The sequence below is a fragment of the Pontibacter sp. YIM B11418 genome (assembly GCF_059278805.1).
On the sequence record NZ_JCAEMH010000008.1, the window covers coordinates 14,836 to 36,168 of the forward strand.

General features: G+C 51.0%; 17 protein-coding genes. 8 read left to right on the plus strand and 9 right to left on the minus strand.

The window, feature by feature from the left end:
• The 3 genes from AC4QZR_RS18060 to upp form a co-directional block, all read right to left on the minus strand.
• A complete protein-coding gene (locus AC4QZR_RS18060; protein ID WP_253406377.1) occupies window positions 1–408 on the minus strand; it encodes a hypothetical protein in 408 nt (135 codons plus the stop codon).
• Between the two features lie 122 nt (window positions 409–530).
• Window positions 531–974 (minus strand): GNAT family N-acetyltransferase, encoded by a 444-nt coding sequence (locus tag AC4QZR_RS18065; RefSeq protein WP_494482177.1) that lies wholly within the window; start codon window positions 972–974, stop codon window positions 531–533.
• Between the two features lie 15 nt (window positions 975–989).
• Window positions 990–1,646: a uracil phosphoribosyltransferase gene (upp, locus tag AC4QZR_RS18070; RefSeq protein WP_494482178.1), complete on the minus strand. Its 657-nt coding sequence runs from the start codon at window positions 1,644–1,646 to the stop codon at window positions 990–992.
• A gap of 221 nt (window positions 1,647–1,867) precedes the next feature.
• Between upp and AC4QZR_RS18075 the strand changes: the two genes are divergently transcribed.
• The 8 genes from AC4QZR_RS18075 (at window position 1,868) to AC4QZR_RS18110 (ending at window position 12,046) form a co-directional block, all read left to right on the plus strand.
• Entirely contained in the window at window positions 1,868–3,547 is a 1,680-nt protein-coding gene (locus tag AC4QZR_RS18075; RefSeq protein ID WP_494482179.1) for a hypothetical protein, read from the plus strand.
• Between the two features lie 574 nt (window positions 3,548–4,121).
• A complete protein-coding gene (locus AC4QZR_RS18080; protein ID WP_494482180.1) occupies window positions 4,122–5,960 on the plus strand; it encodes an ABC transporter ATP-binding protein in 1,839 nt (612 codons plus the stop codon).
• 128 nt (window positions 5,961–6,088) lie between these two features.
• The gene (locus AC4QZR_RS18085; protein ID WP_494482181.1) at window positions 6,089–6,430 is read left to right on the plus strand and encodes a hypothetical protein; all 342 of its coding nucleotides are present in this window, start codon (window positions 6,089–6,091) and stop codon (window positions 6,428–6,430) included.
• A gap of 8 nt (window positions 6,431–6,438) precedes the next feature.
• Entirely contained in the window at window positions 6,439–7,014 is a 576-nt protein-coding gene (gene lpcA / locus AC4QZR_RS18090) for a D-sedoheptulose 7-phosphate isomerase (protein ID WP_494482182.1), read from the plus strand.
• A gap of 814 nt (window positions 7,015–7,828) precedes the next feature.
• Window positions 7,829–9,367 carry a YifB family Mg chelatase-like AAA ATPase gene (locus AC4QZR_RS18095; protein ID WP_494482183.1) on the plus strand — a complete coding sequence of 513 codons (1,539 nt, stop codon included), beginning with the start codon at window positions 7,829–7,831 and terminating at the stop codon, window positions 9,365–9,367.
• Between the two features lie 244 nt (window positions 9,368–9,611).
• Window positions 9,612–10,196 carry a porin family protein gene (locus AC4QZR_RS18100; protein ID WP_494482184.1) on the plus strand — a complete coding sequence of 195 codons (585 nt, stop codon included), beginning with the start codon at window positions 9,612–9,614 and terminating at the stop codon, window positions 10,194–10,196.
• Between the two features lie 371 nt (window positions 10,197–10,567).
• Window positions 10,568–11,233 (plus strand): porin family protein, encoded by a 666-nt coding sequence (locus AC4QZR_RS18105; protein ID WP_494482185.1) that lies wholly within the window; start codon window positions 10,568–10,570, stop codon window positions 11,231–11,233.
• Window positions 11,234–11,386: 153 nt separating this feature from the next.
• Window positions 11,387–12,046, plus strand: a complete 660-nt coding sequence (locus AC4QZR_RS18110; RefSeq protein ID WP_494482186.1) for a porin family protein — start codon at window positions 11,387–11,389, stop codon at window positions 12,044–12,046.
• An 81-nt stretch (window positions 12,047–12,127) separates the two neighbouring features.
• Here the strand turns inward: AC4QZR_RS18110 and AC4QZR_RS18115 are convergent, their stop codons facing one another.
• The 6 genes from AC4QZR_RS18115 to tpiA form a co-directional block, all read right to left on the minus strand.
• A complete protein-coding gene (locus AC4QZR_RS18115; RefSeq protein WP_494482187.1) occupies window positions 12,128–13,489 on the minus strand; it encodes a dipeptidase in 1,362 nt (453 codons plus the stop codon).
• 93 nt (window positions 13,490–13,582) lie between these two features.
• Window positions 13,583–14,227, minus strand: a complete 645-nt coding sequence (gene plsY / locus AC4QZR_RS18120; protein WP_494482188.1) for a glycerol-3-phosphate 1-O-acyltransferase PlsY — start codon at window positions 14,225–14,227, stop codon at window positions 13,583–13,585.
• A gap of 163 nt (window positions 14,228–14,390) precedes the next feature.
• Window positions 14,391–19,175, minus strand: coding sequence for a hypothetical protein (locus AC4QZR_RS18125; protein WP_494482189.1), 4,785 nt, complete (start codon window positions 19,173–19,175; stop codon window positions 14,391–14,393).
• A 19-nt stretch (window positions 19,176–19,194) separates the two neighbouring features.
• Window positions 19,195–20,025 carry a 50S ribosomal protein L11 methyltransferase gene (gene prmA / locus AC4QZR_RS18130; protein ID WP_494482190.1) on the minus strand — a complete coding sequence of 277 codons (831 nt, stop codon included), beginning with the start codon at window positions 20,023–20,025 and terminating at the stop codon, window positions 19,195–19,197.
• 9 nt (window positions 20,026–20,034) lie between these two features.
• Window positions 20,035–20,406: a 7(1) septoil knot domain-containing protein gene (locus tag AC4QZR_RS18135; protein ID WP_494482191.1), complete on the minus strand. Its 372-nt coding sequence runs from the start codon at window positions 20,404–20,406 to the stop codon at window positions 20,035–20,037.
• A 92-nt stretch (window positions 20,407–20,498) separates the two neighbouring features.
• Window positions 20,499–21,260 (minus strand): triose-phosphate isomerase, encoded by a 762-nt coding sequence (gene tpiA / locus AC4QZR_RS18140; protein ID WP_494482192.1) that lies wholly within the window; start codon window positions 21,258–21,260, stop codon window positions 20,499–20,501.
• Between the last annotated feature and the right edge of the window lie 73 nt (window positions 21,261–21,333).

The window sequence follows — 21,333 nt, forward strand, 5'->3', positions numbered from 1 at the left end:
TTACAGGTATAGCAGCGCTACTTCCCGGAAGCGGTAAACGAGGAAGGTCAGGATGAAACCCCACACGATGCCACTGCAGAGCATGTATATCAGGATTTGACGGCGGGGCACGCCAAACACAGCGGCTATCATGGTACCAGCTATCGGTGTCAGAAAAAGCGGTGTGAAGAAGGCAACGCCCAGTATCCCGAAATTATGCCAAATCCGGATAATGAAGCGCGTCTTGGTACCAAATACGGGCTTTTTGGCCTTGCGCCGGTATGCTGAGTACCACCGGGAGGCAGCGCGCCCTATAACGGAAAACACAAATACGCTCGTCATCATACCGGCGATCGTCAGAGACACCGTTTCTAAATAGGATAGCCCCAGCGACATACCCGTTAGGGGCCCGCCTATGAATTTCACCATGCTGACCAGGTACACTGACGCGTATTTGAGAAGTTCCGCTACCACTCTACTGCTTTAAAAGGGATGTGATCTGGTTGTTTTTACCTGACTGATGCGTATCCAGCATGTTATGAACGATGGTTCTAAGCGTTTAATTTCATCTTCATCTGATACAGGTCGATGCCTTGCGCCCAGAAATCCTTTTCTACTTTCTCCAGCTCAAATCCCAGCTTCTGGTAGAACGGATATACAAACTGACTTGTGCGTACCTGCAGCCACTGCATACCGGGCTTTTCCTTCAGCTTAGAAATACGAAACAAGGTCAGCTCCCGGCCTATACCTTTGCCCTGAAACGCAGGATGAACCAGATCCCATGACAGCCTGGCCCAAGTATAGCCATCGAAATAATTGATACCGCCCGCACCGACTACCTGGCCCTCCTGCTCTACCACAAAGTAATCTTCGCGGCGCTCCTGCAGGTATAGCAAAAAATCAGCCTCCTCCTCAGGTGCAAAGTAAGTTGGCGTGTTGAGCCGCAAAATCTGCAGCAGCGCATCCTGGTCAGCCGGGGTATAAAGCCTGATCATAATTGGCAGGTATGGCTATACCTTTGGACCGAAAGCCAGGTCGCCGGCATCGCCCAGACCGGGCACGATGTAGAAATTCTCATTCAGGCTTTCGTCCATGGCCCCAAGCCAGATGTGTGCTTCCGGCACTTCCTGCTGCACATACGCTATACCTTCCGGCGAGGCAATGGCAGCTGCAAAATGTACCTGCACCGGTTTGCCATGGCGCAGCATTCCTTTATAAGACTTCACAAGCGATCGACCAGTAGCCAGCATCGGGTCCGCCAGAATCAGAATTTTGTCGTGCAGGTCGGTCGAGGCCAGATATTCCATGTTGATCTGCAGCTCCGTGTTTTGCTCCTCCACCCGGTAAGCGCCCACAAACGTGCTGTAGGCTTTGTCAAAATAGTTGAGCATACCGTTGTAGAGCGGCAATCCGGCCCTTAAGATAGTAGCCAGCACTGGTTGTGCCGTGAGCAATTGCGTTTTGGTAGTCGACAGTGGCGTCACGATATTGCGGGTTTCGTAAGGTAGCGTTTTGGAAATTTCGTAGGCCAGCAGCTCGCCCAGTCGCTCCAGGTTGCGGCGGAAACGCAGGCTGTCATGCTGCACCGACACGTCGCGCAGTTCGGCTACAAAATGGTTGGCAAGCGATGGGGTTGCGGTGAGGATATGCAGGTTATCGTTTTGCATGGCTATGGCTGATTTGATAGGCTAAAGATACAGTCTTTCGGTCGTGTGGCAATCTCTGAGGATCAAAAACGTTAAACCGGTCAAGTGCTATACCTGTATAAGGCTGAGCTATACCTGCTTTCGTCGGTCGGCATCATGCAATTTCATGTGTTTTTGTTAATATTGTAACTTCTAAATAAGTACCTTACAAATCGCTTTCCCCTGATTAGAACTTTCTTCCTATGAGAAATATACTTGCCGCTATGGCATTTGGTCTGCTGGCTATACCTGCCGTGCAGGCGCAGGACGTGTACGTGCCTTACGACCGCGACACCTACCACCTGATAGACCGCTACCAGATTAAACTGGGAACAAAAGTGCCGGAGATGCATACTAATGTGCGCCCGATCGGTCGCCGCGACGTAGCTGCTTTGGCCGAAGCTGCCACAGGCGAGCCACGCTCCAACGCCGACATGTTCAACATCCAGTACCTGCTCAACGATAACTGGAACTACACTACGCAGGCCAACGACAATAGCAGCGAGCGCCCGATCTTCAACACCTTTTACCGCAACAAGACCGACTTGTATCATTATGAGTCCGAAGATTTTACTCTGCGTGTGAACCCGGTGCTGCACCTGGAGCTAGGCCACGATGACCAAAGCGACGGCATGCGCTACGTCAATACACGAGGTATACAGCTAGAAGGCAGCATCGACGATCGATTCGGCTTCTATACCTTCATCGGGGAGAACCAGGCGAAGTTTGCCGATTATGTGGTGGACCGCATCGAGCGCGATGGCGTGGTGCCGCACGAAGGGCTTTGGAAAGATTTTAAAGGCGATGGCTATGATTTTCTGACGGCACGCGGCTACATGAACTACTCGCTCTCGAAGCACGTGGAGATACAGCTGGGCCACGACCGCCACTTTATCGGCGACGGCTACCGCTCACTCGTTTACTCCGACTATGCTCCGCCGGCTTTCTTTCTTAAGCTAAACACCCGCGTCTGGAAACTGCACTACATGAACCTGTTCCAGGAGCTGACGGCTGACTACCGCCGGCGTAGCGGCGGCGACAGAATTCTGCCTAAAAAGTACATGGCCCTGCACCGCCTGGGTGTCAACATCACCGACAACCTGAATGTGGGTTTGTTTGAGCAGGTGATTTTCGGGCGCGAGAAAGGAAAGTTCGAGCTGCAGTACCTCAACCCGATCATCTTCTACCGCAGCGTGGAGCACAATCTGGGTAGCCAGGACAACGCCATGCTGGGCCTCGACTTCCGCTGGAATCTCTTTAACACCGCACAGCTTTACGGTCAGCTGGTGCTCGACGAGTTTGTGCTGAACGAGGTAAAATCGGGCGAAGGCTGGTGGGCGAACAAGCAGGCCGGTCAAATTGGTGCCAAGTATATCGATGCCTTTGGCCTTTCTAACTTAGACCTGCAGGGCGAGGTAAACATCATCCGCCCCTATACCTACCAGCACCGCGACGGCAGCTCCAACTACCAACACAACCGCCAGCCGTTGGCCCACCCGATGGGTGCCAACCTATACGAGTTTATAGGTATAGCCCGCTACCAGCCGCTGCCACGTCTTCATTTGGTAGGCAAAGCCATTGCCACCCGCTTCGGCCAGGACGAGATCACAGCAGAGGGCGACACCATTAACTGGGGCAACAATGTGAACCTGGATTATAACTCAAGACCATTCAACTATGGTCACGAAATTGCACAAGGTATACGCACCAACCAACTGCACCTCGACCTGACGGCTACTTACCAGTTCAAGCACAACCTGTTCGTAGACCTGAAGGGCATCATCCGCCGCACCGATGCTGAGGTGAGTTCTTTGAGCAAAAACACCGTGTTTACCTCTGTAGCCTTGCGCTGGAACATCGCCCAGCGACTGCATGAGTTTTAACAGATCATCTATATGAAACGGACCGCGCTTGTCCACCTAGGTATTAGTATGCTCTATTTCTGGGTTATTATCCTAATGTCCTGGAATGTGTCGGGCGGAGATATTCTGGCGATATTTTTCGTTTCTGTTTGCGTCCTGATACATTTGTTTGTGGTACTCCTGAGGATGATTCTGTATAAGCATAAGCGAAGCTTTTTACCATTGTTGGGAGTGTTATGTGGCTTGGCACTTCACCTACTTTCTTTTTATCTGATCTCGGAGTATAGGCAGTACAGGCACGAAGTAGCCGGCGGCAATCGAGTTGTACCCATGGAAGTAGAATAGTTAGTCTGTCACTGAAAAAAGTGGGAAGCCTTTCATAACAAGGCTTCCCACTTTCGTTTTAAAAGCCCGCTATACATACCTGTTCCATTTTAGTTATCTTTGCAGCGGCTAAGCGTGCGACAGGTATAGCATGGCCTATAATATTATAATTCATTAATACTTAAAAACTTCCGGTAAGCGGCTCGTGTGTTACGGGAAGCAAACGGAACCGCCGCCTATACCTGCAAGTGGTCAGGACGGCCTACACAACATGAAGACTTATCTCCGGATACTACAGTTTGCAAAGCCATACACTCGCTTTGTACCGCTTTATACTATTTACACCGTGCTGGGCATTATTTTCGGCCTGCTCAACTTTACGCTCCTCATTCCGCTGCTCAGCGTACTTTTCGGCACGGTAGGCGCAGACGATGCTGCCGCTATGGTGACCACCAAGCCCGAATTCAGCCTCTCGCTTGAGTATTTCAAGGATTTCTTCAACTACCATTTCGGACAAGTGATACTGGAAAAAGGCAGGCAGGGCGCTTTGCTGTTCGTGTGTATCATCATTGTATGCTCGGTTTTCCTTTCGAACCTCTTCAAATACCTGGCTTTGAGAGTAGTAGGAGCGCTAAGGGCACATGTCGTTAAAAAAATCCGCCATGCTACTTATGAGCGCGTGACGCAGCTGCACCTGGGTTATTTCAGCAACGAACGCAAAGGCGACCTGATGACCCGCATGACAGTGGATATTCAGGAAGTGGAAAACTCTGTGGTCAACACGATGACTGTGGTGATCAGGGAGCCTATTTCTATTATCGCCTTCTTTGTCGTGCTGTTTACCATGTCGGTCAAACTGACGCTTTTCACCCTGATCCTGCTTCCGCTCTCAGGTATACTCATTGCAGGTATAGCCAAGCGCCTGAAGCGGGCCGCGCAGCAAGGGCAGGAATCGCTGAGTTTTATCCTGACAATCATAGACGAAACGTTGAGCGGGATACGTGTGATCAAAGCCTTTAATGCCGAACCCTACATTCTGGACAAGTTCAACCACCAAAATGACCGATACGCCCACCTGCAGCGCTCCATCGCCAACAAGCGTGACCTGGCCTCTCCTTTTTCAGAGTTCATGGGTGTGACGGTAGTGGCTGGCCTGCTTTGGTTTGGCGGCAACCTGGTGTTGAACCAGCAATCTGAACTAAAAGCAGAAGAGTTTATCACCTACATTGTGCTCTTCTCGCAGGTGCTCGTGCCGGCCAAGGCCATGTCCTCTGCATTTAGTAACATACAGCGCGGTCTGGTATCCGGCGATCGTATCCTGAAAGTGATCGACACCAAGCCGCAGGTAACTGACAAGCCGAATGCAAAGGTTTTGCCGGAGTTCCGCCACGAAATTGAGTTCCGGGATGTGCGCTTTGGCTACGGTGACCACACGGTACTTCAAGACATCAACCTGCACATTCAGAAAGGAAAAACCATAGCTTTAGTTGGCCCCTCCGGAGGCGGCAAGTCCACGCTGGCCGACCTGATTCCGCGCTTCTACGACCCGACAGCTGGTGCTATTCTCATCGATGGCCACGACATACGGGACTATACCACAGAGTCGGTGCGCGACAAGATAGGTGTGGTAACGCAGGAGTCCATCCTTTTCAATGACACGATCTTCAATAACATCGCCTTCAACAAAACCGACGCGACCGAGGAAGAAGTGATCGCAGCAGCCAAAATTGCCAACGCCCACGAGTTTATCGTGAAGGCGCCGGAAGGCTACCAGACCCTGATCGGTGACCGGGGCAGCCGTTTGTCGGGTGGACAGCGCCAGCGCCTGAGCATTGCCAGAGCCATTCTGCAAAACCCGCCTATTCTGATTCTGGACGAAGCGACCTCGGCTCTGGATACCGAATCGGAGAAACTGGTGCAGGAAGCGTTGACCAATTTGATGAAGAACAGAACGTCTGTTGTGATTGCGCACAGGCTGAGCACAATACAGTATGCCGACGAGATTGTAGTATTACAACAGGGCAGCATCGTGGAGCGCGGCACGCACGAAGAACTGCTTCAACACGGTGGATTGTACGCGAAACTTACACAAATGCAACTGGTGTCATAATAGCATTTGGCGCTTAAGTGTTACTTACTCTTGCTTTAAATTAAATTTTGGACTCAACATTTCGGTATATTCACATTTTTTTATATTTTAGCCCGATACATTTTTGCACCAAAATCCAACCTGAAAGCATGAAAGAACTTAAGACTCTCTCGGATGTTGTCGTTTTTTGCTACGCCCTGTTTATAGCACTTTTGCTAACAAACCTGCTGGACCATAAAACCATCTTCGAGATCGCGACTGAAGAGCAGGCGCTCACCCTCTACAAAACGCTCGGGGCAGTAGGCGCCGGGCTGATGCTGATCAAACTACTGATCGGAAAACTTTACATTACGTCCCTCAAATACGACAGGCACATGGCTCAGGTAAAAATTAACGAGCTGAAAGCCGATCTGTATGAGCGCAAACAGGAATACAGAAGCAACAGCTACAAAGAATCTCTCCGTATGGAGATGGCTGTGGCGAGCAACTAATATTATACATGACCCAAACCGTAATCAAGGAGCTGCAGGAAGCGCAACAGACGCTTAACAATTTTATAGCCGACCCTAACAATATTGCTTCCATCGAAAAAGCAGCCAATGCCATGGCAGATGCCATAGCAGCTGGCGGCAAAATACTGTCGTGCGGCAACGGTGGCTCCATGTGCGATGCCATGCACTTTGCCGAGGAACTGACAGGTCGTTACCGCGAAAACCGCCAAGCTATACCTGCCATCTCTATCTCTGACGTGAGCCACATGAGCTGCGTGGGCAACGACTACGGCTACGATCATGTATTTTCCCGCTACATCGAAGCACTGGGTAATAAAGGCGATGTGTTGTTGGCGATCAGCACCAGCGGTAACTCCGCAAACGTGCTCAAGGCAGCCGCAGCCGCCAAAGCCAAAGGTATGACGGTCGTTGGCCTCACCGGCAAAGACGGTGGCAAACTGGCAGCCTTCTGCGACATAGAAGTGCGCGTTCCACACCACGGCTACGCTGACCGCGTGCAGGAAATCCACATCAAAGTCATCCATATTCTGATTCTGCTGATCGAGAAGTGGATTTGTGGGTAAGGTAAGACTGATTAAGGTATAGGTATAATTTGCTGGCGAGAAATGGCAGCCGCGGAGGGGCACCAAAACCCGCAGCGCCGTTCAGGCTGGTGAGCGTTTAGTGTTTGCTACGCAGGTATAGCTTTACTTAGATACTCCCACAGATTTATCACGCGCCTGCGAATTACCTCCCTTCGCCCCTCCTTTTGTAGCGGGCCCTACCTTCAAAACAGGAGGGTAAGTTTCTGCTACTGCCAGTTTGTAGGTATGCTTAGTAGTTTTGGTTTCGAGTGCACTAATAACATCCCCCTGCCCCCTTCAAAGGGGGAGTTTCCCACTATGGCGAATTTGTAAGTATAAGCGCTGTAGTTCCTGTCACATACCACTGGCAGGTATAGCAAGACTAACTTGCCCCGGAAGCGATGGAACAAACAGCCTTAGCCCGGTGCACTTTTCGGCGCTCCACTGTTTGAGCGGTCAGCGAGTTTGGGGAGTCTTGATTTTTTTGCTTACTTTTTTCATCAAGGAAAAAAGTAAGGCCGGCCAGGGCAAGCTATAAAACAATACGGGTTACTATACCTACAACCGCAGCTACACTAATCACAAACCAGCCATCATGCATTACCACAAGTTACGCTGACACTGTAAACTAGCGCTACACCCTCTACCCGCCTCACAGGCAATCCTATACCTACAATAGCAATACTACCCCTTACAACCTCAATAAATTTCTTTTTCCTACATTTACTACCACTCTCCGGAATCAATTACCGGCAGGCTATGTTGCGAATCTAACTTATCAAAAATTGCATTTACAGATCAACATCTAACCCCTATGCTTATCAAGACGTTTGGCAGCGCCGTGCAGGGCGTGAACGCCTATACCGTGACTGTGGAAGTGAGTGTGAGCGCCGGCGCGAAGTACTTCCTGGTGGGTCTGCCCGACAACGCCATTAAAGAAGGCGAGCAGCGTATAGAATCGGCACTGGCGCAGTATGGCTACAAACTCAAGCGCCAGAAAACCATCATTAACATGGCCCCTGCCGACATACGGAAAGAAGGCGCTGCTTACGACCTCACCATCGCGATGGGTATGCTGGCTGCCGGCGGACAAATGGCTGCTGATAAGCTTTCACAATACATGATCATGGGGGAGCTTTCGCTTGATGGCTCGCTTCGTCCGATTAAAGGGGTGCTTCCTATTGCCATTCAGGCCCGCAAGGAAGGTTTCAAAGGCATTATACTACCAGCCAGCAACGCCCGCGAAGCAGCTATCGTGAATAACCTGGATGTGATCGGGGTAGAGAATATCAAAGAAGCAATCGATTTTCTGAACGATGAGCTTGACATCCAACCAGTAAAAATAGATACCCGTGATGTGTTTCAGAATACGGCCAATCAGTATGCTGCCGACTTCTCGGATGTGCAGGGGCAGGAAAACATCAAACGTGCCTTGGAGATTGCTGCAGCCGGTGGCCATAATGTGATCATGATCGGACCTCCGGGTGCGGGTAAAACCATGCTGGCCAAGCGACTACCGTCTATCCTCCCTCCGCTTTCGATGCATGAAGCCCTGGAAACGACCAAAATACATTCGGTGGCTGGCAAACTGGGCGAGGTTTCGTCGCTGCTTGCTACGCGGCCATACCGGTCGCCGCACCATACCATCTCGGATGTGGCATTGGTGGGTGGTGGCGGTATACCACAGCCCGGTGAGATTTCATTGGCCCATAATGGCGTGCTATTTTTGGACGAACTCCCGGAATTTAAGCGCACTGCACTGGAAGTAATGCGTCAGCCGCTTGAAGAACGTCGTGTTACCATTTCGAGAGCAAAAACCACCCTGGATTTCCCGGCAAACTTTATGCTTATAGCGAGCATGAACCCGTGTCCGTGCGGATTTTATAACCACCCTGATAAAGAGTGTGTATGCGCACCCGGCCTGGTGCAGCGCTACCTCAACAAAGTCAGCGGCCCCCTCCTCGACCGCATCGACCTGCACGTAGAAGTAACCCCTGTTACGTTTGATGAAATGACAGCCACCCGTAAGTCAGAAGACAGTGAGACCATACGCGAACGTGTGGTGAGGGCGCGCGAGTTACAGCGGGAGCGTTTCAACGAATTCGACGACATCCACTCCAACGCCATGATGCCCTCGCAAATGGTGAAGGAACTCTGTCAGATCTCAGATGCCGGCCGCACTTTGTTGAAGACTGCTATGGAGCGCCTTGGACTCTCGGCCCGTGCCTATGATCGCATCCTGAAAGTAAGCCGCACCATCGCTGACCTGGCCGATAGCGACGAAATAAAAATTGAACATTTAGCAGAAGCCATTCAGTACCGCAGCCTGGATCGGGACGGCTGGGCTGGCTAAGTCATAAAAGATACAAAAACTTATATATTAAGTAATTATAAAGTTCAATACCATAAAATGGTGTTGAACTTTTCTTTTTAATACCGTTTTAATCTGCCATTGTGATTGCACTACCTTTCAAGCGAAAGATTAATCTTTTATAGACTTTTCTTGGGGGACTGCGTATTATGGGGCGTCAGGAGCCTGAAGTGAAGAAGACTTATCCTGACGGTTACACACTTAATCCAATTAACCATTTACTACTATGAAGAAGAGAATTTTAATGCTTGTATTAGCCATGACAACAGTGGTTGCCGCACACGCACAGGGACCACGATTGGGTATCAGGGCTGGTGTGAACTATGCTGGCTTTGGCGGCTCAGATGCCGACAATCTCGATCGTATCTGGGGCGGGCATGCTGGTCTGACGGCCAACTTCCCAATATCAACTGATAACTTTTTCTCTGTTCAACCCGAATTGCTTTACTCCATGAAGGGTGCCGAGACAAGTGCCGATGATGTGAAGTGGAAAATCAACTACCTGGATGTACCTGTATTGGGCCGCATAAATGCGGGACCACTGTACTTTGAAGCAGGACCTCAGGTGTCGTTTAGAATAGGCGGCGAAGTGGATGTGAATAATACAACCATCACCGATGATTTGGACGACTACAAGCGTACCAGCCTTGGATACGCAGCTGGTGTTGGCCTGCAGGCTACTCCGCTTGGGCTAAGCGTTGGCGTTCGTTATAACGGCGACATTTCTAAGCTTTATGACAACACAAACATAGGTAACTATCGTAATGACGTATTCATGCTGACGCTGGGCTATTTGTTCGGCAGCAGATAAGCGCCTCCATTAGTACAGAATAAAACTATGATACTGAAGCCCCGGTTTACGCCGGGGCTTTTTCTTGATCCCTCTGCTATACCTGTTGTGCCTTTTCCCAACTACTGTATCAGCACCGCTCACTAAGTATCCGTAACTAAGTTTTGAGTAGGTATAGTAAAGTTACGTATGCTGCAACTTCACTGAATGAGAGCCCGGATGAGTTGGCGCACAATAAGGTCGCAAATATGATCCAATTCTATAAAAATTATTCACTTGATAGTCAACCAGATGACCCCTTGTTGATAAATATACCCGCCTTATATACTCAATAAAAATATAGTTCTGCACGTATATTGCACAGGTAATACCAAAACAACCAATACCCAATTATGAAAAAGCTAGTATTTATGTTCGTGTTTGCAGTAGCTACTGCATTTAGTGCTCAGGCGCAAAACGCAAGCTTCGGTGTAAGAGGCGGTGCGAATATTTCTAACCTGTCCGGCGACCTGCGTGATGAAGACCGTTTCGAAAACAAAGTTGGATTCCATGCCGGTGTCATGGCTAACTTTGGCATCGTCGACAATTTCTTCTCTATACAGCCGGAGTTGCTCTACTCTGTGAAGGGTTTTAAGAACGAGGATTCTGAGTTTACGCTACTGGGCCAGAACTGGAGAAGAGAGGGTAAGGTGAATTACAACTACATCGACCTGCCAGTGCTTGCCAGAATCAAAGCAGGACCTTTGTATTTTGAAGCAGGTCCGCAAGCGTCTTACCTCGTGAGTGTAAACAATGAGACAAAGTCTTACCTGAACGGCCAGTTACAGAACACCTCCCGCGATGAGAACAGCAAGGATGGCCTGAAAGAATTTGAAGTGGGTTATGCAGCCGGGATCGGTTTCACTTCTGCTAACAATGCCATCAGTTTCGGAGTGCGCTACAATGGTGCCTTCAGCGACTTCGTGAAAGAAGACTTGAATTTCGACGGAGACCTGACCAACGCCCGCCATTCTACCTTCATGGTGACGGTAGGCTTGGCACTGCCAACAGGCCGCTAATTAATTTCTTAAATAGAAAAGCCGTCGGGTGCACAGCATCCGGCGGCTTTTTTGTTTCCGGCTATACCTGCTATACCTGTGCTTAACTAAATGCAGCCGTCAGGAGTACAATGAAGCAAGGCAAGACCCTAACTCGTTACTAAACACGCAACTATGAAAAAGACCATACTCCTGACAGGACTGCTGCTGATCACCTCGTTGGCAGCGGAAGCCCAGTATTACCGCTACGGCGTAAAAGCCGGGGGTGGCTTTTCCAAAGCAGCCGGCTCCGACGCCCCCTCCGACCAGATCAACCACCTGGCAGGTATACATGGCGCTTTTGTTTTCGACTATGAGTTTGCTTCCCGCCTGTCGGTGCAGCCCGAGCTCCACTACAGCCGCAAGGGCTTTACCTACGACAACTATACCTTAAACACGCCTTCCGAAACCGCCCTCACCGGCGACCTCCGCCTCGATTACATCGAACTCCCCCTTATGATCAAATTGCAGAAAGCCGCTCTGTTCGTAGAGGCCGGTCCTTACATGGGTTATCTGATCAATGTCGGCAACAAGGTTAATATGGTGAGCACTGATCCTACCCTGGATCCTCCACTCGTTCTGGGCCGCCAAGATTTCAGTCGGGATGATTTCAACAGCTTTGATGCCGGTTATGCTGTGGGTGGCGGCTTAATGCTCGAAAGCGGCTTCTTTCTGAATGTGCGCCACACGGGCAGCCTCCGCCCATTTCCGAAACAGGACCTGACCCAGCGTAACCTTGTCTGGCAACTTTCTATCGGCTTTCTGATGCCTGCAAGTAAGCCTGGCAACTGGTAAAAGCGCACTCGTATACCTTAAAAATAGCACAGCCCCGCTACTTGGATCAGTAACGGGGCTGTGCTATTTTGGAGAAGCTACTTATTTGCTCATCTCTGCGTAGTGCTTATAGAACTGCGGGATCGTCTCTATACCTTTCATGAAATTGAACACACCAAAATGCTCGTTAGGGGAGTGGATCGCATCCGTGTCCAGACCAAAGCCCATCAATACCGAGTCTAAGCCAAGCTCTGACTTGAACATCGCCACGATCGGAATAGAACCACCGCTGCGCACCGGCACCGGCTTCACCCCAAAGGTTTCCTCGTAGGCTTTTGCAGCTGACTGGTAGGCGATCGAATCCGTAGGCGTTACCACCGGCTCGCCACCGTGGTGTGGCTTCACCAGCACCTTCACACTCTTCGGTGCAATGCTCTCGAAGTGCTTCTTGAATTTCTCTGTGATCTCCTCAGAAGTTTGGTTCGGCACAAGGCGCATCGATATTTTGGCAAACGCCTGGGAAGGTATAACTGTCTTGGCGCCTTCTCCGGTGTAGCCTCCCCAGATGCCGTTCACATCCAGCGTCGGGCGAATGGAGTTGCGCTCCATGGTCACGTAGCCTTCTTCGCCATGCACATCCGGCAGGTCGAGGGCCTGCTTATACTTGTCCAGACTGAATGGGGCGCGGGCCATCTCGGCGCGTTCCTCCTGGCTTAGCTCCTGCACGTTGTCGTAAAAGCCAGGTATGGTGATGTGGTTGTTCTCGTCGTGCATCGAGGCAATCATCTGGCACAGGATGTTGATCGGGTTTGCCACAGCGCCGCCGTACAGGCCGGAGTGCAGGTCACGGTTCGGTCCGGTTACTTCTACCTCCACATAGCTCATACCGCGCAAACCAGTCGTAATCGAAGGCGTGTCGTTGCCCAGCATACCTGTGTCCGAGATCAGGATCACATCGGCATTTAATTTCTCCTTGTTATTTTTAACGAAAGTAGCCAGGTTGGCAGATCCCACTTCCTCCTCGCCCTCTATCATGAACTTCACGTTGCAAGTCAAAGCATTGTTCTGCATCATCACCTCAAAGGCTTTCACGTGCATGTACATCTGGCCTTTGTCGTCGCAGGCGCCACGGGCGTAGATCTTGCCGTCTTTAATCACAGGCTCAAAAGGAGGCGATGTCCACAGTTCATAAGGATCGGCGGGCTGCACATCGTAGTGGCCGTACACCAGCACCGTAGGCAGGCTTGGGTCCACCATTTTCTCGCCATACACGATCGGGTAGCCGGCAGTTTCGCATAGCTCCACGTTATCGGCGCCGGCCTCGCGCAGCTTTTGGGCTACAAAATCGGCTGTGCGCAGTACGTCCTGCTTAAACTTTGGGTCGGCGCTTACGGAAGGTATGCGCAGCATGTCGAGCAGTTCGTTTATAAATCGGTCTTTGTTGTCAGCGATATATTGATTCATAGTCTAGATAAATGTCCTGCGCTAAAGGTACAAAAAAAGCCACCCTTCGGAAAGAGTGGCTATTAGAATGCTTATACCTGTGGGTGGCTATACTTATTTTCGGAGCCCGAGCTTGATGTTGGCTTTGCTCTCCTCGCCATTTATCAGGCGGTTGATGTTCTTACGGTGCGTCAGTACCACCACGGCAAATACGATGAATCCGAATATGATCAGGATCGGGTTGTCGGGATGGAAACGCGGCAGTAACAGGAGGATTGGAAACGCAAGCGCCGCAATCATAGAGCCCAGCGACACATACTTAGAAGTAAAGAGCACGATCACAAAAATGACCATGCACATCAGGGCTACTTCCAGGTGTATGGCTAGCATCATACCCAGCAGCGTTGCCACTCCTTTTCCGCCCTTAAAGCGCTCGTATACCGGAAAAATATGGCCTACCACTGCTAATGCGCCCATGGCCAACTGATAGAACATCAAATCATCGGCGGGCACGGCGTTGAAGATCACCAGCAAGGCCGCCAGCGAAGTGGCTACCCAGCCTTTGAAGATGTCGATCAGCATCACGATGGTGCCCGGCTTTTTGCCCAGCACCCGAAATGTATTGGTTGCACCGGAGTTACCACTGCCGTGCTGGCGAATGTCAATCCCGTAGTATGCCTTGCCGATCCAAACGGCGGTAGATATAGATCCAATTAAGTATGCTACTATAAATAAAGCGGCAATTAAAAGTATGTTCATGACGCGTGTGCCAGGTTTCTGTTTGCATTAACCACACTTAACAGAATTTAGTGCGGTTTGCCCGTGTGTTTTTATATTGAAAAGAACCCAAATATAGGGACTAGTTATTTTAATATCCAAACGGTAGATATCTTTCCCTATACGGCCGTAATGCGGTTATCGGTTATTGCCAACCTTCCTCCTCTTCGGCATTTCCTTTTTTCTTCTTCTTTTTCTTCTTTGTGTCCTCTACTTCGTCTTCAGCCACATTAAAGCCACCCTGCTCTGCTATTGGTGCCTGAGTTGCCATTTTAAAAGGATCTTTACCGTTCAGGTAGTCGTGCTTAAACTGGTCCACGAAGCGGTTCTTGTCGATGCTCTCGCCCATGTACATGCCGTACTTACGGGAGCGACCGCCACTGGCCTTGGAGCGGATGGTTTTGTTCAGGTCAGCGTCAGACGACACAACTACCAGACCGTTTTCCAGGTAGCTCAGGAACACCCAGGTATACGGATCGGCCTGCAGGTACAGGTTCACCACCGGCTCGCCGTTCAGGTCCTGCTTTATTTCCATCAAGCCGTCCATGTTTGCGTTTATCTCCTCTTTCATCACGTTAGACAAGCCGAGCTTGCCCACGCTGTACCAGGCATTGGTTTTGTTGGACCAGCGCAAATCTACGTTGTCGAACACCATGCTGCGCACCAACTTGTTTGACAGCTTCGGTAAAGCGATCGCGCCGCCCTGGTAGCGTTGCGCGTCGCGGTTGCCGATGATGTTGCCCAGTTTGTAAAGCATCGTCTCATCACTGCCCTTGTCGCCGCCTCCGCGTATGGCCGTCTCGTTCAGCTTTTTGCCCAGCGCCGTTATAACCGAGGAGTGCATGTTCATGTCAAAAGCCATGAGCGCATCGATGGCATAGTAGCCGCTGTCGGTTTTGGCTATACCTGTTCCGGCCGATTCTATGCCGAAGTCTTTCAGGGAGTTCACCAGGTTCAGCTTGCCTTCAAAGGCTACAGTTTTGGAACCCTCGTTGTAACGCAGCTCGCTGCCTTCGTAAGATCCGGCAGCTGAACGGGCGGCATCCGTAATCTTAAATTCGCTTTTCTCCTTGTCGTAAGACAGGTCGCCGCTTACGGTAAAAATGTCCAGGTCGTCCTCGTACTGCTTCTTCGAAACAAAAGTGTTGTAGGGTTTAAACGTTCCACGTGACAGGTGCAGACCGGTGTACAGCTGGTTTCCGTCCGGCGCCTTCTGCTTCATGATCGGGATGCGCACGTTGTCCGGGTTCAGGGAGTCACGCTTGAACGGGAACCAGTCCGAGTCTTCTTCGTTTCCGGTGAAGTTCAGCTTCAGGTCGCCATCAAAATCCATGTGCGGGCGGTAGGAATACATCGTCACGTTTCCTCTGTAGCGAATGTGCGGGAAGATGTAGAAATTATCCGTTTCGCGCACCAGCGACTGTGCATAGGTTGTGTTGATGCTTGACTTCTTCTTCAGTTCGTGCTGCTTGTACAGGAAGTCGGCAAACTGCAGCTTAAACGAATCGGATGCGGCATTCTGATAATCATGTATAGCCGTACCACTGAAGGCATTGCGCGATAGCACGTTGATATTGCCTGAATACAGTTTGTGAAACTGCTGCAGAGAGTCAGCCAGAACGCGTGCATTGCGCAAGGTAGTAATGGTTGCACCTGCCGCCACAGATACTTTACCGCTGTCAGGTATAATGTGCACATCACCTACAGGTATGTAGGGCACGCCGCCTGCCAGAATAGAGTTTACTTTGAGGTCATACTCACCGGTGGCGGCGCTAAAGTACAGGCCTTCCTGCTCCGGGTGCTGCGAGTAGAAGTAGTTTTTACCGCTTGCGTCATCGGCTGCCAGACTTACCTTTTGCTGCTTCATATCCCAGGTGGCGCGGCTCATAGATGTTTTGTACTGTGCCTTCGGGAACTCAATACTCGCTATACCTGTCTGCTCACTACCAAACTCGACAAAGCGCTTGTCCAGGTCGTAGCTAATGGCCATATCCGTCGCTTTCATGGCTGGCTTACCTTCCACATCCGATTTCACGATCATCTGTGCATTGTTGCCCGACAGGTTGCGCCCTTTGAACGAAAGCTTTTGTGACACGATGTTGGCATCGGTGTTATCCAGTTCGCCATCGCCATACAGTCCGCCCGGCGACAACTTGGCTGTACCCGTAAACTTGAATTCTTCTTTGTAGATCTTCATCGGGTCCTCGGCAGCGGCCATCAGGTACATGGTGTCCTGCTTCGGCACCCAGATCATTTCATAGTGCCCCAGGCTGGCCATCGGGAAGCTGGCCTCGCCGCCTCCTGCTTCCACTTTCGCGCTGGCTCCTTTTTGGGTCACCACTTTGTCGAGGTAGTAGGTATACTCCGGCGCCTCTAAGGTCGAGGTCAGGTACTTGAGTTTGCCCCGGCTCTGTATACCTGCCGAGGTCATCATAATGGTATCATAGGCTATACCTTTGCCGCCGAATGCTGGCAGTCCTTTCGGGCCGGGCTGGTAGTAGAAGCCAAGCGTTTCGTCCGGCATCATGGTAAGCTTGGTCTTGATCGGCGGAAAAATATCGCCGGAATAGAAGGTGCCATTGAAGCCGAGCATGCTTTTGCCTTTGCTCAAACTGTCGAGTTTGTAGGACGGGATATCGAAGTAGACGGTGCTGTCGTAAGCACCTGCCAGTACGTCCGGCCTGGCAAAGGCCACCTGCCCACCCATCGGCGAGTCAAATTTCGGATACTCCGGGTAGTGCTTGCGACCCGACTTGTTGTTTGGCTTGTTGATGTAGAGCTTACCGGACATTTTGCCCGACCGGCTGGTCATTACTTGCTCCAGTTCTTTCTTTTTGCCTACCGCATGGCGTTTCTTTGTCACAAAAGCCACGGTGTCCAGCTTCTGCATATCGATCATGAACTCATTATAATCGAACTTGAACTGAGAGCCTCTGAAGTTCAGACGGCCTGCGTACAGCCTGCCACCGAACTCCATGTTGCGGTTGTCAAGCAGGTGCACAATGCTGCTGTCAGGCACGACGTAAACGGTAGAAGAGTCGTTGTTGAAGGCCATTTTCTCTACACCTCGCACCGTCAGGCGGTTGCTGTTCAGGTTGAGGGTCGCATTACGGCCAGACGGTACCACCGATTTGATCACCAGGTGGTCGTAGTCGCTCAGGTTCTGTGCTGAGCCCACATAATGCCAAGCCTTCGGCTTCAGGGAAATAAAGTTAGTCTGTCCGTCGTAGGTCAGGTAACCTTCGCGTGCCAGGCTGATGGCCGCTTCCCGCACCGCTTTCTCGTTCAGTTTCGATGCCTTGGCCACATCGAATGCGTAGAAGTCGTTGGTTTTGGCTTTGGCGGCATACGACACCAGCACCTGCAGCGGGTGGAAACTAGCTACACCGACCAACTGCTGAAAACGCATGTTAGAGAAATACTGCGCCGATTCCAGCTGTACAGGTATAAGGGTTTTGGTATTCAGGATCGAGAAATTGATATGTGGCGTGCCCAGGTTCCAGGCAACACGCTCAGCTGTGATCTCGAACTTGTGATAGCTGTCGTAGAAAGGAGACTTGCTATACACACCTTTATCGCGGGTCAGGACCAGTTCGCGGGTTGGCTTGGAGTAGCGCAACTGCATAGCCGGATGTGTAAGCGAGTCGCGGCGCTGGTTTTGGTAAATGGCTACGTAAGCCCTGTTGGCAAATATAATGGAGTCGTTCAGGTTGTAGTTGTGGGCCATAGACCGGAACTTCTTCTTCCCATCTTCCAGTACGGCCAACGCAGAAATACTACCGTCGAGTGGCTTACTACCGATCAGGTTGCCGGCCAGCGTAAAACCACCGGAATAGACTATATCTTTGCCCAGGCTTTTTACTTTTGCATCGTTGGTGTAGGAGGCAAAACGCGGATAGGATTTCTCTCCGTTCGTGCCGGCTTTGGTGCTTCTGAACTCAAAAATACCCTCAATCGGGGCGTCGAGCACAGCATTGTAGGTGATGGTGGCTTCAGGTACTTTGAAGGCGGCTGCAGTAATATCAAAATTGAATGCCTTGAAATCGGCTGAGACCGGCTTGCCGTCAGCTGTCCATGAAAAAGAGCCGCCCTCCCCGACGAACAGATTGCTCGCCAGCATCAGGTGCCCGCTCGTTTTCATGATGGCAGTGGAATCGTGTATAGTAGCGAAGCTCAGGTTGACGTTATCAAGCTTCAGTACCGGGCCGCTCGCCTTTGGCTGGGCAGGTATAAACATCTTCTTGAAGTCGTCGCGGCGCTTCTTCTCAGCTACTTTTGGGTCTACTTTTTTTGCGGCAGGCTTAGGCGTATCCCAGGCATCTCCCCAATCGTCAGCAGTAGCCTCTTTGCTTTCGCCCGCTACCTCATCATCCCAAGAGAAACTTTCCCAGTCGCTTACCTCCTCCGACTTTTCTTTGTCTTTCGGGGCTGCCTTGCCTTCATAGGCAAAGCTCACGGCGCCCCCTGTGGTGCGGAGGGTATACTGCTTGTTCTGGTAAAGTATACCTGTGCTCAGGTAACTGCTGCTGGTCTTAAAGAAACGATCGAGGGCTGCACCCTCATCCTGCTGCACAGCCTTGGCCACTACTTCCAGCATGTTGTCGATCTGAGCACCACGCATGTTCTGATGGTTCACGGCGCCCACCAGCATCTCGTAGAAGTTCTCGTAATGCGGATTGACGCGCAGCTTCTTGCGGTACATCAATTGCGAAATGTCGATCACCTGCTGTTTCTGCTTATCGGATAGTCGCTGGTTGCCCCACACGCTCTCCAGGGCAGCTCCCAGTGCTTCGGCATTTTTGGCTTTGCCAGTCACCAGCATAGCTTTGGCATCGGTGATATACTGCGCCGGGTCAGTTGCCAGCTTAGTCTGGGCTTGTGCTGCGAATACAGCCAGGAAAAATAAAAAGGGTAGAAGTTTATATTTCATAGGTCGGAAGGATAATCAATTACTTGTTCTTAAAAATAGCAGACACCCAGTTGTTCTTGGTGCGGTGCGATACGTAGGTCAGTCCCAGTTCAGCTGCCCGCTCCTGCAGCGCAGGCAAGTCTTCAGTATAAAAGCCGCTCAGCAACAAGGTGCCTGCTGGCTTTAGCACCGCCACATACGCTGGCATGTCTTCAAGCAGCACGTTACGGTTTATGTTGGCCAGGATAATGTCGTAAGGCTGGTCTCCTTCAATTGTCTCGGCACCGCCCAGTCGCACGTCTATACCTGCGTAGCCGTTTTCCTGCGCATTCTCGCGGGCATTTTCTACTGTCCAGTCTTCTATTTCTACGGCTACGATCTCAGCAGCGCCCAATTCTCCGGCCATAATGGCCAGTATACCTGTGCCGCAACCCATGTCCAGCACGCGCTTGCCCTGGTGGTCCAGTGTCAGCTGGTTTTCGATCATGAGCGTAGTCGTTTCGTGGTGGCCCGTGCCGAAGGACATTTTCGGGTTGATCACGATGTCATACTTTGCCCCGGCCGGTTTCTCGTGGAACGACGCCCTCACAGATACCTGCCCGCCGATGAAGAGCGGCTCGAAATTACGCTCCCACTCTTCGTTCCAGTTCTGCCGCTCGATCTTCTGTACCTGATATTCCACGGTGGTATACCCGGCGTAGCGGGAGATCATGTTAGTGAGTTCGCGCTGATCGAACTTGTCTTCGTCGATGTAAGCGTTAAAACCCTCGGCTGTGTCTTGGAAGGCATCGAATCCCAACTCTCCCATTTCGGCAGTGAAGATGTCGGCAAAATCGGGGCTTACTTTCAGGGCTACTTCTATAAAATCCATGTGTGTTGGTTAGGGGCGACACGCTGCGTAGGAGCGCACGTTGGTAAAGTGTACAGTAAAATCAGCAAAATTCCGGTTATCGGTCACGTACAGTACGTGGTCTGCAAAGGCTTTCTTGTTGGTGATGTGCCAAACGCCGGTGGCATCGGCAAAGAGCTTGTTGCTTTCGCGGTAAACCACCATGTTGGCAAAGGCTTCTTCATCGCCCAGGTATACCGTATAGGCAGCAGTGTTCTTGTACCTGGGGTCGCGCTCCAGGTATACCGAACCGTAGATGCGGCAAATGTCATTGCTGGCTACGGTGACGGGCGAGGGGGCTGCTGGCTGCGGTGCCACCAGGTATGGAAGCAGCGATAACCAAAAGGATATTATCAAAATCATAGCAGATAATTTAGCCAAATATAACTATATCTACAAGAAAAAAGGCTGCCAACTTTTTTAGTTAGCAGCCTTTTTCCTGTGTTACCTGATTCTTAGAACGATTTGATAATGTCGGTAAAGTCGCGTGATTTAAGCGAAGCTCCTCCGATCAGGCCACCATCAACGTCTGGCTGAGTGAACAATTCCTTTGCGTTGCCCGGGTTACAGCTGCCTCCGTACAGGATCGAGCAGTTGAAAGCCGCTTCGGCATCGAACATGCGTGAAAGCTGCTCGCGAATGTAAGCATGCATTTCCTGCGCCTGCTGGCTGCTGGCCGTGCGGCCTGTGCCAATAGCCCAGATCGGCTCGTAAGCTACCACCACCTGGTCAAACTCCTCGTTGCTCAAATAAGAAAGACTGTCGTGCAGCTGTTTGCCCACATAGTCGAAATGGCGGTCTGCGTCACGCTCCTCTAGCGGCTCACCGCAGCAGAAGATCGGCGTTATACCTTGCGCAATGGCCGCTTTCAGTTTTTTGTAAAGTGCCTGTGCATCTTCGTGGTGGTACATGCGGCGCTCACTATGACCTATGATCACGTACTGCACTCCCACCGACTTTAGCATACCAGCCGACACCTCACCTGTAAAAGCACCACTTTCGTGTTCGCTCACGTTTTGCGCAGCCAGGTGCATCAGGTCATTGCCCTGGGTTAGCTTGCCCACGCCCTGCAGGAACGGGAAAGGCGGTGCCACGATCACGGTCACATCGCCGTTCACTTCGTCTTTCACCATGTTATCAATTTCCGATACCAGCGAAAGCGCCTCCTCGTAGGTCTTGTTCATTTTCCAGTTACCGGCAACAATTCGTTTTCTCATGTTTTATAGTAGCTATTGATTTTTTTTGATTTTCACCTATACGGCAAGTTAACAAAATATAGTATACCTGCCT